Raw genomic sequence first — 13532 nt, forward strand, 5'->3', positions numbered from 1 at the left:
GTCGTTAACAAAAACTTTATACATTTGTATTATGATTTTTAATAAAGATACAGCCGAAAAAACAGCCGAATTGCTTTTGCAAATAAATGCAATTAAATTGAATCCAGGAAATCCTTTTACATGGGCTTCCGGATGGAAATCACCTATTTACTGTGATAACCGTTTAATCCTCTCATTTCCAACCATAAGAAATTATGTTCGGGATGAGTTTTCTAAAAACATTGAAAAGCAATTTGGAAAGCCAGATGTTATTGCCGGTGTTGCCACAGGAGCGATAGGAATTGGAATGTTAGTTGCCGAGAGTTTGGGGTTGCCATTTGTATATGTGCGTCCGGAAGCTAAAAAACACGGCCGACTAAACCAAGTGGAAGGTTTTTTGCAAAAAGGACAAAATGTGATTGTTGTAGAAGATTTGATAAGCACAGGAAACAGTAGTTTGCTTGCCGTGGAGGCTTTGCGCGAAGCCGGTGCAAACGTAAAAGGGATGGCTGCTATATTTACCTATGGCTTTGATGTCGCCGAACAAAACTTTAAAGAGGCGAAAATCGATTTATTTACATTGAGTAATTACCAAAACTTACTGAATTTGGCTGTAGCCAAAAGTTATATCTCTGAAAAAGAGGAAAAAACTTTAAGGGAATGGAGCGTTAGCCCTTCCACTTGGGATATGGTGTAGCGCATTTCGTTTTTTTATATAACACAGATTGAGATAAAAAAAATAAATTTATATGAACTTAGAAAGTCCAAGAGTTACAGTTGGTAAACCAGCGCAAGAATTATTCAATCTATTGACCGATGTAAAAAGTTTTGAAAGGCTGATGCCCGAAAACATTGCCAAATTTGAAGTTATCGGTGACGATGCTTTTATTTTTGGTTTGAAAGGGATGCCAGAAATAAAACTGAAAATGAAGGAAAAAGTAGCGCCAAACAAAGTGGTTTTGGGTGCTGCCAGCGATAAGCTTCCTTTTACTCTGACGGCAAACATTGATTCTATTTCTGACAATTCAAGCACAGTAAAACTAGATTTTGAAGGCGATTTTAATCCGATGATGGCAATGATGATAAAAGGGCCTATTGGTAAATTTATCGAAACATTAGCTACCAATATGGGAAAATTATAAATCCCGAATTGCTATAATATAAGTGTTTAAGACTTGAATCCATTTCAGTCTTAAACACTTTTTTATATTTAATAAAGCATCTGAATTTCCTTGATGTTGAATTCGGGAATACTATCATCTTCCAACAGAATTTGTAGCTTTCCATAGGAAGAAACACCCTGAATAATTCCCATGAAATTTTGGTTTGAACTGTCTTTAAAAGGCATTGGAATCCCTTTTTTGAAAAGTCTATCGGTATATTCCAGCCATAAAGAAACGGGATCCTCATTCATAATGGCAATATTCTGTTTCATCTTGCCGATAATCTCAAAAAGTATTTTTTCCTTATCAAATTGCCTATCGCAAATAACGGCCAATGAAGACGCTTTAGGCAAATTTTCAAAATTTACTTGATTGACATTTATACCAAGACCCACAATAGAATGGACCGTTCCGTCACTTTTGATGCTGTTTTCGATTAAAATGCCTCCAATTTTAAAATTATATGACATAATGTCGTTTGGCCATTTTACCATTAAATTGGGGATATTAAAAGTTTCCAACGCCTGAACAACTGCAAGTACAACGCCGACATTAAGCTTAAAAATCTGGTTTACATCGGACAATGAATCCTTAATAAAAACACTCATTGTTAGATTCTTACCCACCTCAGAGTCCCATACGGACCCCATTTGCCCCTTCCCCTTGGTTTGATTCTCCGCAGTGACAACCGTGAAATTTTCCAATAGCTGTCCGTTTGATAACCCTTTGAGAAATTCATTTGTCGAATCTATGGCATCGAGTTTGATTACTTTCATGCGTAATTATTTATGTAACGGAATTTAATATTATGTTAAGGTTCAAAAATAATGACAAAAAATGGTAACTTTACAAACTTATATAAAATAATTCATGGCAAAAAAGACTATAAATAATGATGCATTATTGGCAAACATTATTAAAGGAATCGAAGAAGTAAAAGGAAATGACATAGATATTCTCGACCTAAGAGAAATTGATACCGCAGTTTGCGACTATTTTATTATCTGCAATGGAAATTCAAATACACAGGTTAACGCAATTGTTAACTCCATTCAAAAAACAGTTTCAAAAGAATTAAAAGACAAGCCTTGGCATGTTGAGGGTTCCGACAATGCGGAATGGGTTCTTATGGATTATGTTAATATCGTAGTTCATGTTTTCCAGAAACAAATCAGAGAATATTACAATATTGAGAGTTTGTGGGGAGATGCAAAAATCACTACAATAGAAAACAAATACTAAAGAAAAAAACCAGAATGGCTAAAGATAATAATCCAACTCCTAATAAATTTAAGGTTAGTCCATGGTTAGTTTACACTGCCATACTGCTTATATTTTTATTTATCAGTTTCATAACTGGAAGTTCCAGTTTACAAGAACCAGCACAATTAACTTCTTCTAAATTCAATGTCTTTTTGGAGAAAGGCCAAATTGAAAGAGTCGTTGTATATAACAAAACCGAAGCGGAGGTTTTTCTGAAACCGGAAGCTTTAAAAGAGAAAGAACATCAAAAGGTCGCAAAAGATATTTTTGACAGACCCAACAAAGGACCTCAATATACTTTTGAGATCGGGAATGATGAGCTATTTCAAAGCAAATTGGAAAAAGCGGTTGCTGAAGGGAAATTAAAAGATTTTAATTTTTCCCAAAAAAGCAACTGGACCGATATCCTAATCAGTTTACTTCCTATCATCATTATTATTGGTGTTTGGATTTTCATAATGAGAAAAATGTCAGGTGGCGCCGGTGGTGGTGGTGGCGGACAAATTTTCAACATCGGAAAATCTAAAGCAAAACTTTTTGATGAAAAGACTGATGTCAAAACAACTTTTAAAGATGTTGCAGGCTTAGAAGGCGCTAAAGAAGAGATACAAGAGATTGTAGAATTTTTAAAGAATCCAGAAAAATACACCAACCTTGGCGGTAAAATTCCAAAAGGCGCATTACTTGTGGGGCCTCCTGGAACAGGAAAAACCCTTTTGGCAAAAGCGGTGGCAGGAGAAGCGCAAGTACCCTTTTTCTCATTGTCAGGATCTGATTTCGTTGAAATGTTCGTAGGCGTTGGTGCCTCTCGTGTCCGCGACTTGTTTAAGCAAGCCAAAGAAAAATCACCTGCAATCATCTTCATTGATGAAATTGATGCTGTGGGTAGAGCCAGAGGAAAAAGCAATATATCAGGCGGTAATGATGAAAGAGAAAATACTTTGAATCAGCTGCTTACAGAAATGGATGGTTTTGGTACCAACTCTAATGTAATCGTATTGGCCGCAACAAACAGAGCTGACGTTCTGGATAAAGCCTTGATGCGTGCAGGTCGTTTTGACAGACAGATATTTGTGGACTTACCCGATATTCGCGAGCGTTCCGAAATATTCAAGGTGCATCTGGCTCCATTGAAAAAAGTGGAAGGTCTAGACACTGAATTCTTGGCAAAGCAAACTCCAGGTTTTTCTGGGGCAGACATTGCCAATGTTTGTAATGAAGCCGCTTTAATTGCCGCCAGATACAACAAGACCGCAGTTGACAAACAAGATTTCTTGGATGCTGTTGATAGAATTGTGGGCGGACTGGAAAAGAAAAATAAAATTGTAACTCCTGAGGAAAAGAAAGCAATTGCTATCCATGAAGCGGGACACGCAACAGTAAGTTGGATGCTCGAACATGCAGCGCCATTAATCAAAGTGACTATTGTTCCTAGAGGTCAAAGTCTTGGGGCGGCATGGTATTTACCGGAGGAGCGCTTAATTGTCCGTACTGACCAAATGCTCGATGAAATGTGTGCCACTATGGGAGGTAGAGCTGCTGAAAAAGTTACTTTTAACAGAATTTCCACTGGAGCCTTAAGCGATTTGGAAAAAGTAACTAAACAAGCACGTGCAATGGTAACTGTTTATGGTTTGAACGACAAAATAGGAAATGTTACCTATTATGATTCAACGGGGCAAAGCGAATACAATTTTTCTAAACCCTATTCAGAGGAGACCGCTAAAGTTATCGATAAAGAAATTTCCTTACTTATTGAAAGTCAATACGAAAGAGCAGTCAAAATTTTAGAAGAAAACAAAGACAAACTGAATCAGCTTGCTGATATACTAATTGAAAAAGAAGTTATTTTTAAAGACGACCTCGAGGCGATTTTCGGAAAAAGAACTTTTGACAAAAATCTTGAAGAAGTGGTGTCTTAATAATACATCAAATTTAAATATTTTTAAAATCTTAATTCAAAACCACCTTTTGAATTAAGATTTTTTTATCTTTGACCGTTTCCTATTTAACATATAAAGCACCTTAACAAAATATGAGTCTTTTCAGAAAAATTTTTGGTTCTAGTATTTCGGCTTCAGATGTTGATAAAGAGAAAGAAAATAGTAAATTTTTCCCTGACGCTAATATGATGTCTATAGATGAACAGTTCATCTATAATTTCAAAAAAAATGGCGGCAAATTTTTATATTGCGAAAACCTTGATGAAGTAAAAGAACAGTTCGAAAATATTCTGGAAGAGAACGACTGGTATGAAAGCGAAGTATTATGTCATGAACCTAAACTTTTCAACATATTAGACGAAAACAAACTCAGCTACGAAAAGTCAGCAAATCCAAAATTCCTTTTTTCATATTGTGAAAATCTAATTGCAGATGAAGGTTCCATTTTATTTTCGTCAAACCAAATAAAGCAACTCAAACCAAGCGAATTACCCACTGACATAGTCGTTGTCGCAACCACGAGCCAGATTCTGGCTATAAAAAGCGATGGTCTGACTTCGATAAGAAAGAAATACGAAAGGGATTATCCAACAAACATTACCGCAATAAAATATTTCGAAAAAGCAAAGGAAGAGGACTTTACCCAATATGGTAGTTCGGCCAAAAACCTTTATTTGCTGCTGTTAGAAGATCTTTAACATGAATGAAACCCTAAAGAGATCTATATCTGGTGCCGTTTATATTATTTTATTAATATTTTCTATCCTATTTTCTACCGAAAGTTTTTTTATACTATTTGGTGTATTTCTCCTCATTGCCACAATTGAGTTTTGTAATTTAATCCAAATTCATAAAATCATTCCTTTCATTATGGCAAGCGCCACTTACGCGCTTTTCTACCGGATATCTATTGCGACGGAAGGATACTTATTCATCTTGCGGTTTAATAAAACGTTTGACCTGATTGTTCTTTTTTCGACACTTATTGTCTTTGCAAAGTGCATCCATTTTCTTTTTGACAATAAAATAGTCAAAATTGATTCCTTCTCCAAGTACATATACCTGGTCGGTTATATCATACTTCCCTTTGCCATAATGACAAAGATTCCTTTTGGAAAGGACGGATACAACCCAAAAATCCTCATCAGTATCTTTATCCTGATATGGACAAATGACACCTTTGCCTACATCGTGGGGAAATCTATAGGAAAAACAAAATTATTTGAGCGAATATCTCCCAAGAAAACCGTCGAGGGTTTTGTGGGCGGAGTTCTGTTCGCTGTTATGGCCAGCTATCTGGTTTCAAAATATTATATTGAAATTGCCGAAGGAAAAATCTTCATTTGGATCATAATCGCCGTTATTGTTGGTGTTTTTGGAACTATCGGGGATTTAATCGAATCCAAATTCAAACGTATTGCTGGGGTAAAAGACAGCGGAAAAATAATGCCCGGTCACGGAGGCATTCTAGATCGACTAGATAGTGTTATATTTGTAGCACCAATTGTATTTTTATTTTATCAAATTTTAAATTATGTTTCATAAAGAAGGAGCCAAAACTATTTTACTGGGCGTAGCTTTTACAGCCATTGTACTTTTACTGTCTGACAATTTTGTTGATACTATTTGGCTTAGAAAGGCTATCCAAATTAGTGCATTTTTAATATTGATTATTATTTTGCAGTTTTTCAGAAACCCAAAAAGAACAGTTCTAGTCAATGACAATCACATATTGGCTCCGGTTGACGGTAAGGTCGTGGTTATTGAAGAGGTATTCGAGGGTGAATATTTTAAAGAAAAAAGGCTGCAAATATCTATTTTCATGTCACCTGTAAACGTACATGTTACCCGTTATCCGCTTAGCGGTCTCGTTAAATTCAGTAAATACCACCCTGGGAAATTTTTGGTGGCATGGCATCCAAAAGCAAGTGAAGAAAATGAAAGAACGACCATAGTGGTTGAAAACGAAGTTTTCGGAGCGGTTTTATACCGACAAATTGCCGGTGCCTTGGCAAGAAGAATCGTAAATTACGCTGAGGAAGGTATGCAAGTAGTTCAAGGGACGGATGCCGGTTTCATTAAATTCGGATCTAGAGTGGACCTGTTTTTGCCATTAGGAACTGCAATTAATGTAGTTCTGAATCAAAAAGCAGTTGGAGGAAAAACAATAATTGCAAGCAAAGAATAATGGATGAAAAAGATTTGGACATTAGGTTTGAGGAAGCGGTGAAAATAGCCTCCGATATGACCCAAGCATCTTTACCACAAGATGTTCAATTACGTCTTTATGCCTACTTCAAACAAGCAACATTTGGGACTTTAGAACCAAGACAAACTTTAACTTATCACTTAAGGGATGCATTTAAAACCAATGCTTGGATGCAAATCAGCCACCTTTCCGCTGCAGAAGCAAAGGAACAGTATATAGAAATCATCAATTCCCTGAAGAAAAAATAATACCAATAATGAAAAGAACTAATTTGCTACTATCGAGCATTCTAATGATTGCTATTTTAGTTTCTTGTAACAACAAAAAACTCACAGAAGTCGTAGAAGTACCTTTACCGACCGCACAAGAAAAAGTATCGATTGGGTTTCCTGACGATGTAAAGGCAAGTCAAGGTTCGTTTCAATTGGAAAAATTGCCTTACCCCTACGATGCATTGGCACCAACGGTTTCGCCATTGACCTTGCAAATGCATTATTCAAAGCATTATCTCACATATACCAACAACTTAAATAGCGCTATTGCCGGAACAGAATATGAGAATCAATCTATAGAAGATATTTTATCCCATTTAGACCCCAATAACGCTGATTTGAGAAACAATGCGGGTGGTTACTATAATCATTCTTTATATTGGAAATCAATGGCTCCAAATGCCGGTGGTGTTCCCACAGATACGCTGGCTACGGCCATAAAAAGGGATTTTGGATCTTATGAAAATTTTATGGCCGCTTTTAAAGGCGAAGCCACGAAACAATTTGGTTCTGCTTGGGTATTTTTAGTCGTAGATAAATCCAAAAAATTACAAGTGACCAGTAGCCAAAATCAAGACAATCCCTTGATGAAAAACGCACCTATTCTGGGAACCCCAATATTGGCTTTGGACATTTGGGAGCATGCCTATTACCTCGGATACCAGTACAGACGTAGAACCTATATTGATTCTTTCTTTAATGTAATTAATTGGGAAAAGGTAGGCGAAAATTACGAAGCTGCCTTGAGGCGAAAATATTAATTCGGTTTTAAAACATAAAAATGCTGATGCAGCCTATCATGGCTTTACATCAGCATTTCCGTTTGAAAATTATTTTTAAATTAAACTCTCGTCAAGAGACCTCATCAATTCATTTCCTATTCTTTAGTGAATAGCGTTACTCAGCACGGCAATACCCATCGGTTTTATCGTTAAGCTCTTGATTACTTTTTTGGTAAAAACATCTTTGTATTTCCCCTTCTCAAGGATTGGGGTGGTAAAATTGATATTTTTATCACCTCGGTTAATAATCACGATCACTTCTTCGCTGCCAAGTTTGCGGCTAAAGGCATATGTCCTTTCAGCATCATTTATTTCAATCGTTTTATAATCACCCAATTTAATAGCTTTGTACTGATTGCGCAATCCAATGATTTTTTTATACCAATTAAATAAATCAGCATCGAAATTTACCTCATCTGCCTCGTGTTTACTTTGGTCAGGATTGGACAACTCCGAATCATATTTTTTGTCTGCCCACACCATCGGTTTACGACAATCAGGGTCATTCCCTCCCCACATACCACATTCATCACCATAATAAATCATTGGTGAGCCCAAATATAAAATTTGAAAAGCCGCAATAAGCTTTTGCTTTTTCAATTGGTTGACAGTTGGTTTCCGAGCGTTATAATTGGCATTGTTACTTTTCTGGCTCCAATTAAAGTAGTCACCCCAATCGCCAAATTTTTTGCCGTCAGGATTTGCTACCGCACTAGCTATTCGGGTGGCATCATGGCTTCCAACAAGGTTTTGCATATTCATTGCGACGCCTTCACCAAAGCCTTCTCGCAATTCCTTTAATTGGGCATCAAACTGACTAACGGAAACCCCTTTTGTATCCTGCACAAAAAAATCATGCACTAGGAAAGAAAAATTGTAATTCATCGTCGCGTCAAATTCGTCTCCGCTTAAATAAGGTCTAGTTTTTTCAATAGGGTCGACCAGTTCAGCAGTTAAATAGGCTTCGCTATTAATTGATTTTACCAATTTTCGCCAATCTTTCCAAAAAGGGTGAGCTATGCAATACGCCACATCCAATCGCCAACCGTCAATTCCATATTCAATTCCCTTATTCATTGGATTCATCCAACGCTTGGTCGCATCAAAAATATATTCTTTTGGACCAGATACGATTCCGTTCTCGTCCTCTTTGAACTCGGGTAAAGTTTTCACTCCAAACCAGCCTTGGTATTCAAACTGTGTACCTTTGGCAGTATTTCTCCAACTATCAACCATAAACCAATCCTTGTACGCCGATTTTTCCTGTTTTTCCTCTAGATCGCGAAAGGCAAAACTGTTTACTCCCAAATGGTTGAAAACGCCATCAAAGATGATAAACATTTTTCGCTTATGTACTTCGTCGATAAGTTTTAGAGCGAGTAAATCCGCTTTTGTCCATACCCATTTTTCAGGATTTAAAGGGTCTTCGCCTGCAATTAATTTTTTGTCCCCCTCAGGATCCGGGCCAAATGTCGGATCAATATGGTGATAGCACAAGGCATCATATTTATGAGATGAAGGTGCCCAAAAAACAGGATTCATATAAATGGCATTAATGCCTAATGATTGCAAATAATCCAGCTTGTCGATAACTCCTTGCAAATCACCGCCATAGCGTCGGCGTTGAATATTATGCCAAATGTCTTTACCATTCTTCTGTTCGTATGGCTGTAATTCGTACCAGTCGCTGGTCCATGGATGAATTTGAAAATCTGAAGCAATATCAAAAGGATAAGCGCCATCTTGATCATTCACTTTTGGGTCGTTTGATGGGTCCCCATTATTAAACCGATCCGGAAATATTTGATACCAAACTACTCCTTTACTCCAATTAGGTGTGAAATCATTTTGCGCAAAGGATGGCAGGGATACTAATAATAATAAACATATCGTGATTGTTTTTTTCATTAAAGGAAGTTTAAAAGTTAGAAAGTTAGTTCTTGAAAAAATCTTATAATTGATAAATAAACGATTCTGATGGTGCAATGGTGATTTGCAGCTTTCCTTCCCCGTTTACAACCTCTAATTGCGCTTCAGATGTCTTATACAATTGGTCCGTAATCGTATAGTTCCCGTCTTTCAAATTCCATTTCTTAATAATATCCGAAGGAATTTTAAGTTCGAAAGAACTGCTGTTAAACCATGAAAAATTGGTTACGATAATTAGTTTTTGAGTGGCTGACCAGCGCGTGTACGCATAAATTCCCGGGTCAAAACCTGCGGTCGATTGACGGTTAAGCGTTTGAATTTCTTCAAATTCCCCCATTAATGCAGAACTGTTGATGGAGAAATTAAGCAGTCTTTTATAGAAGTCACGCAGTTCCTTTTCCTTTTGTGTCAGTAACCCTCCGTCAAACTTACCGTTATTCATCCAGCGTTGATGATTTGGAACACCCACGTAGTCAAAAATTGACGTTCTGGAACGCGTACCGAATCCCGCATTTTCATTACCGCTCTCCCCTACTTCCTGACCAAAATAGACCATGGTGGGAGCTGAACTGATTGTCGCGGAAACCACCATCAATGGTTTCCCTTGCTCTGGAGTTCCTGCAAATTCGGGACTGGCCAATCGTTGCTCATCGTGATTATCCAAGAAATGCAACATATGGTGCTCAATATCCTCCATTCCATTTTGAATGTCCGAAAGGCCGTCAGGCAAAGACTTCCCTTGGATTATCGCTTTCAACTTATCATAGGTTTCCACCTTGTCATACAAATAATCCATTTTTCCCAATCGAATGTAGTTGCGGTATTCAGCAGGATTATATACCTCGGCCAATAAAAAGGCATCGGGGTTCTTCATTTTTATGGCTGAATTCATGTAACTCCAGAACTCATAAGGAACCATCTCGGCCATGTCATATCGGAATCCGTCTACGCCTTTGGCCGTCCAATACAAAGCGATATCTCTGAATTTTATCCAAGAATTAGGAACGCTTTTGCCTTTCCAAAATTCAAAATGTTCCTTGTACGATTTTGCTTCAAAACCTGCCGGAAGTTCTGCGAAATCCTTGTAACCGTCTGGACGAATTCCATAATTCACTTTTACGGTTTCATACCAATCATTTTTGTCCGGTTTTGCCATTTTGGAACCATTTCCTGTCCATTTTGCTGGAATTTCCACAAATTTACCGTCACTAAGCGGATTCGGTTCTCCGTTTAACGGCTTTACCGCATCGGGAACCTCAAATTGGGAATTGGGAATGTAGTAGAAATTATTGTCTCTTTTGTATTCAACAGTAACATCATCATCCGCGCCAAAATCTCTCACTCCCTCAGGATTGCTTCTCCCCTCATATTTGCGCGCAATGTGATTGGGAACAATATCAATGAGCAGCTTCAATCCAGCCTTATGCGTTCTGGCAACCAAGGCATCAAATTCTTGCAGGCGATTTGCCGGATTGACTGCCAAATCCGGGTTTACGTTATAATAATCTTTTACGGCATAAGGTGAACCAGCTCTTCCTTTAACGATATCAGGATCATCATTTGACACTCCGATAGCCGTATAATCCCGAATCAAAGCATGATGCGGAACCCCAGTATACCATATATAACTAACTCCCAAATCCTTAATTTCCTGCAACGCCTTATCCGTAAAGTCATTGAACTTCCCTACTCCATTTTCTTCAATGGTTCCCCAGGGTTTATTATTTGCATTTTTATTCCCAAACAAACGGGTAAACACCTGATAAACCACTATTTTCTTTTCGGTGGCAATTTCCTTCTTTTCTGCATTCATTTTTAAATCTTTCGTTTTACAAGCTGTAGACAGAAGTACTACGCTTATCCCCAGCACAAGAGTTTTCTTTTTTATCATTCCATTAAATATTAACAACTATTTGAATTCATTTCAGTCAAATTGAGTCACTTGAATAACCAGTTTTTAAATTTACTGTAATTTTTAAAACTACACCAAATTCATTTTTCCTTTACCCAAAAATTGAAATTAAAATCGTCACTACAACGAAAGAGTGGCTCTATTTGTTGATAACTTAAGGATTGAAAAAACAGCTTATTTCTACATTTTACATGAACTTATAAATAAATGCTAATATGGATTAGGATTGTTTCCTTTTTCCTAAATTTGACAAAAAATAAATCCATTGAAGAAATTCCTGTTTTTCATCTGTTGTTATCTGGCAATATTAAGTTCAAATTCCGTTTTGGCCCAAACAGCAAAAAAGATTATTATCGAGAATTCAGATTATTTTGATGTTAATCAAGTCGAAATTCCCGATGCAGTATTGTTAACAGGAAATGTACGTGCCAACCATGATGGGATAGTTCTTACCTGCAATAAGGCCTATTATTTCCAAAAGGAAAACTATATCAAAGCTTTTGGAAACGTTCAAATGGTGCAGGGGGACACTTTATTCCTAAATAGCAAATATGCCGAATATAACGGAAATGTAAAAAAAGCATTTGCCTCTGGCGAGGCTTTCATGAGTTCACCAGACGCAACGCTGGCGACGGATACGATCAACTTTGACCGAAACACACAAGAGGTATATTACAACTCTCAAGGAACCATAAACAATAAAGACAATACTTTGCGATCTAAATCGGGAAGATATTATGTAGCTCAAAAAAAGTTTCAATTCCTCACGGCGGTTACCATTACAAATCCAACTTATGTAATAAAATCCAACCACTTGGATTACTATAGCAATTCTGGGCATAGCTATCTTTTCGGCCCTTCGACAATCACAAGCAAGGCGAATTATATCTATACTGAAAAAGGGTTTTATGACACTAAAAAGAACCTGGCGCACTTTCTTAGGAAATCGTACATAAAGTACGAAGACCGCTTGATTGAAGGGGACAGCTTATATTATGATCGGAATCGAGAATTCGCTTCAGCCACACGAAACGTGAAAATAACAGATTCCGTCAATCGTGCAATCGTTAAGGGGCATTATGCCGAAGTTTACAAAAAACAAGACTCCATGTTTGTCACAAAAAGAGCCGTGGCGGTCAACTTTGTCGAAAACGATTCGGTTTACATTCATGGTAAAAGACTGATGGTTACCGGCAAAGAAAATAATAGGATTATACGCGCCTACAACAATGTGCGATTCTACAAAACGGACATGAGTGGCAAATGTGATTCCTTACATTCAAGCGCAAAAACAGCAATAACAAAACTCATCGGCAATCCAATAATATGGAATGGAGAAAGTCAGATTACAGGTGATGTGATGCATCTTATAGGGAATAACAGTACCCAAAAACTCGATTCGCTAAAGGTCCTGAACAACACCTTTCTGGTCTCAAGAGACACCTTGGGCACCGGATACAATCAGGTGAAAGGACAAAATCTATACGGCAAATTTGAGGAGGGAAAACTCCATGAGGTGGATATCGTCAAAAATGCGGAAGTCGTTTATTTTATGCGAAATGAAGCGAATGAACTTATCGGAATCAACAAAAACGTAAGCAGTAAAATCAACCTTATTTTAGAAAACAGCGCCGTAGAAACCATAACCTTTTACAAGCAAGTAGACGGGGATATCTATCCTGATAAAGATTTGCCCGAAAATGCTAGGAAACTCAGAGGACTTGTGTGGCGAGGGGACGAGAGGATAAAATCGAAAGACGATATCTTTTCGGATGAGGAAAACGAACTCAATGACAAAATGATTGAAGCGGGTAAAAAAGAGGATGAAAAAGAAAATGTCCCGATGAAAATCAGGAAAGAAACATTGGATTACGATAAGAAAAAGTGATCCGTGGTCAGTCTTCGGCCTTCAATATTTATTAGTGATCAGTCTCGGTTTACAGATAGTTAGAAGTATTGTTTATTCCTCATAACAATTTTAAATGCGGGGGAATTAAGAAGCAATAAAAATGAGCCTCGGAAAACAATACAATTAAAAACTTAGCGCACTTTGCGAAAGACATAGCGCACTTTGCGGTTA

At 37.4% G+C, this 13532-nt stretch carries 13 protein-coding genes; 10 read left to right on the plus strand and 3 right to left on the minus strand.

What is annotated here, in order from left to right:
- Positions 1-31 precede the first annotated feature (31 nt).
- Together pyrE and VIH09_RS01790 are read left to right on the plus strand one after the other, a co-directional pair.
- Positions 32-676 carry an orotate phosphoribosyltransferase gene (pyrE, locus tag VIH09_RS01785; protein WP_331577341.1) on the plus strand — a complete coding sequence of 215 codons (645 nt, stop codon included), beginning with the start codon at positions 32-34 and terminating at the stop codon, positions 674-676.
- A gap of 52 nt (positions 677-728) precedes the next feature.
- On the plus strand, positions 729-1121 hold the full coding sequence (locus tag VIH09_RS01790; RefSeq protein WP_331577260.1) for an SRPBCC family protein: 393 nt from the start codon (positions 729-731) through the stop codon (positions 1119-1121).
- Positions 1122-1189: 68 nt separating this feature from the next.
- Here VIH09_RS01790 and VIH09_RS01795 read toward each other — a convergent pair whose 3' ends face one another.
- The gene (locus VIH09_RS01795) at positions 1190-1918 is read right to left on the minus strand and encodes a biotin--[acetyl-CoA-carboxylase] ligase (protein ID WP_331577262.1); all 729 of its coding nucleotides are present in this window, start codon (positions 1916-1918) and stop codon (positions 1190-1192) included.
- Positions 1919-2012: 94 nt separating this feature from the next.
- Between VIH09_RS01795 and rsfS the strand changes: the two genes are divergently transcribed.
- The 7 genes from rsfS to VIH09_RS01830 all read left to right on the plus strand — a co-directional run bounded on the left by rsfS (position 2013) and on the right by VIH09_RS01830 (position 7590).
- Positions 2013-2384 carry a ribosome silencing factor gene (rsfS, locus tag VIH09_RS01800; RefSeq protein WP_331577264.1) on the plus strand — a complete coding sequence of 124 codons (372 nt, stop codon included), beginning with the start codon at positions 2013-2015 and terminating at the stop codon, positions 2382-2384.
- A 14-nt stretch (positions 2385-2398) separates the two neighbouring features.
- The gene (gene ftsH / locus VIH09_RS01805) at positions 2399-4327 is read left to right on the plus strand and encodes an ATP-dependent zinc metalloprotease FtsH (protein ID WP_331577266.1); all 1929 of its coding nucleotides are present in this window, start codon (positions 2399-2401) and stop codon (positions 4325-4327) included.
- A gap of 113 nt (positions 4328-4440) precedes the next feature.
- Complete coding sequence (locus VIH09_RS01810) at positions 4441-5046, plus strand: lactate utilization protein B/C (RefSeq protein WP_331577268.1); 606 nt, start codon at positions 4441-4443, stop codon at positions 5044-5046.
- Between the two features lies 1 nt (position 5047).
- A complete protein-coding gene (locus VIH09_RS01815) occupies positions 5048-5893 on the plus strand; it encodes a phosphatidate cytidylyltransferase (RefSeq protein ID WP_331577270.1) in 846 nt (281 codons plus the stop codon).
- Positions 5883-6536 carry a phosphatidylserine decarboxylase family protein gene (locus VIH09_RS01820; protein ID WP_331577272.1) on the plus strand — a complete coding sequence of 218 codons (654 nt, stop codon included), beginning with the start codon at positions 5883-5885 and terminating at the stop codon, positions 6534-6536. Before VIH09_RS01815 ends, VIH09_RS01820 begins: the two co-directional genes overlap by 11 nt.
- The gene (locus VIH09_RS01825; protein ID WP_331577274.1) at positions 6536-6805 is read left to right on the plus strand and encodes an acyl-CoA-binding protein; all 270 of its coding nucleotides are present in this window, start codon (positions 6536-6538) and stop codon (positions 6803-6805) included. Before VIH09_RS01820 ends, VIH09_RS01825 begins: the two co-directional genes overlap by 1 nt.
- An 8-nt stretch (positions 6806-6813) precedes the next feature.
- The gene (locus VIH09_RS01830) at positions 6814-7590 is read left to right on the plus strand and encodes a superoxide dismutase (protein ID WP_331577276.1); all 777 of its coding nucleotides are present in this window, start codon (positions 6814-6816) and stop codon (positions 7588-7590) included.
- Positions 7591-7713: 123 nt separating this feature from the next.
- Here VIH09_RS01830 and VIH09_RS01835 read toward each other — a convergent pair whose 3' ends face one another.
- Together VIH09_RS01835 and VIH09_RS01840 are read right to left on the minus strand one after the other, a co-directional pair.
- Positions 7714-9519 carry an alpha-amylase family glycosyl hydrolase gene (locus VIH09_RS01835; RefSeq protein WP_331577278.1) on the minus strand — a complete coding sequence of 602 codons (1806 nt, stop codon included), beginning with the start codon at positions 9517-9519 and terminating at the stop codon, positions 7714-7716.
- 43 nt (positions 9520-9562) lie between these two features.
- Positions 9563-11431 carry an alpha-amylase family protein gene (locus tag VIH09_RS01840; protein ID WP_331577280.1) on the minus strand — a complete coding sequence of 623 codons (1869 nt, stop codon included), beginning with the start codon at positions 11429-11431 and terminating at the stop codon, positions 9563-9565.
- A gap of 286 nt (positions 11432-11717) precedes the next feature.
- Between VIH09_RS01840 and VIH09_RS01845 the strand changes: the two genes are divergently transcribed.
- Positions 11718-13340: an OstA-like protein gene (locus VIH09_RS01845; RefSeq protein WP_331577282.1), complete on the plus strand. Its 1623-nt coding sequence runs from the start codon at positions 11718-11720 to the stop codon at positions 13338-13340.
- Positions 13341-13532 lie beyond the last annotated feature (192 nt).

Origin of the sequence: Flavobacterium sp. (assembly GCF_036515215.1) — a bacterium.
Taxonomy (GTDB): domain Bacteria; phylum Bacteroidota; class Bacteroidia; order Flavobacteriales; family Flavobacteriaceae; genus Flavobacterium.

What these genes read in the sequence shown, in the direction of transcription:
- pyrE (WP_331577341.1), top strand. Translation starts at nt 32, where the DNA reads ATGATTTTTAATAAAGATACAGCCGAAAAAACAGCCGAATTGCTTTTG.
- VIH09_RS01790 (WP_331577260.1), top strand. Translation starts at nt 729, where the DNA reads ATGAACTTAGAAAGTCCAAGAGTTACAGTTGGTAAACCAGCGCAAGAA.
- VIH09_RS01795 (WP_331577262.1), bottom strand. Translation starts at nt 1,918, where the DNA reads ATGAAAGTAATCAAACTCGATGCCATAGATTCGACAAATGAATTTCTC.
- rsfS (WP_331577264.1), top strand. Translation starts at nt 2,013, where the DNA reads ATGGCAAAAAAGACTATAAATAATGATGCATTATTGGCAAACATTATT.
- ftsH (WP_331577266.1), top strand. Translation starts at nt 2,399, where the DNA reads ATGGCTAAAGATAATAATCCAACTCCTAATAAATTTAAGGTTAGTCCA.
- VIH09_RS01810 (WP_331577268.1), top strand. Translation starts at nt 4,441, where the DNA reads ATGAGTCTTTTCAGAAAAATTTTTGGTTCTAGTATTTCGGCTTCAGAT.
- VIH09_RS01815 (WP_331577270.1), top strand. Translation starts at nt 5,048, where the DNA reads ATGAATGAAACCCTAAAGAGATCTATATCTGGTGCCGTTTATATTATT.
- VIH09_RS01820 (WP_331577272.1), top strand. Translation starts at nt 5,883, where the DNA reads ATGTTTCATAAAGAAGGAGCCAAAACTATTTTACTGGGCGTAGCTTTT.
- VIH09_RS01825 (WP_331577274.1), top strand. Translation starts at nt 6,536, where the DNA reads ATGGATGAAAAAGATTTGGACATTAGGTTTGAGGAAGCGGTGAAAATA.
- VIH09_RS01830 (WP_331577276.1), top strand. Translation starts at nt 6,814, where the DNA reads ATGAAAAGAACTAATTTGCTACTATCGAGCATTCTAATGATTGCTATT.
- VIH09_RS01835 (WP_331577278.1), bottom strand. Translation starts at nt 9,519, where the DNA reads ATGAAAAAAACAATCACGATATGTTTATTATTATTAGTATCCCTGCCA.
- VIH09_RS01840 (WP_331577280.1), bottom strand. Translation starts at nt 11,431, where the DNA reads ATGATAAAAAAGAAAACTCTTGTGCTGGGGATAAGCGTAGTACTTCTG.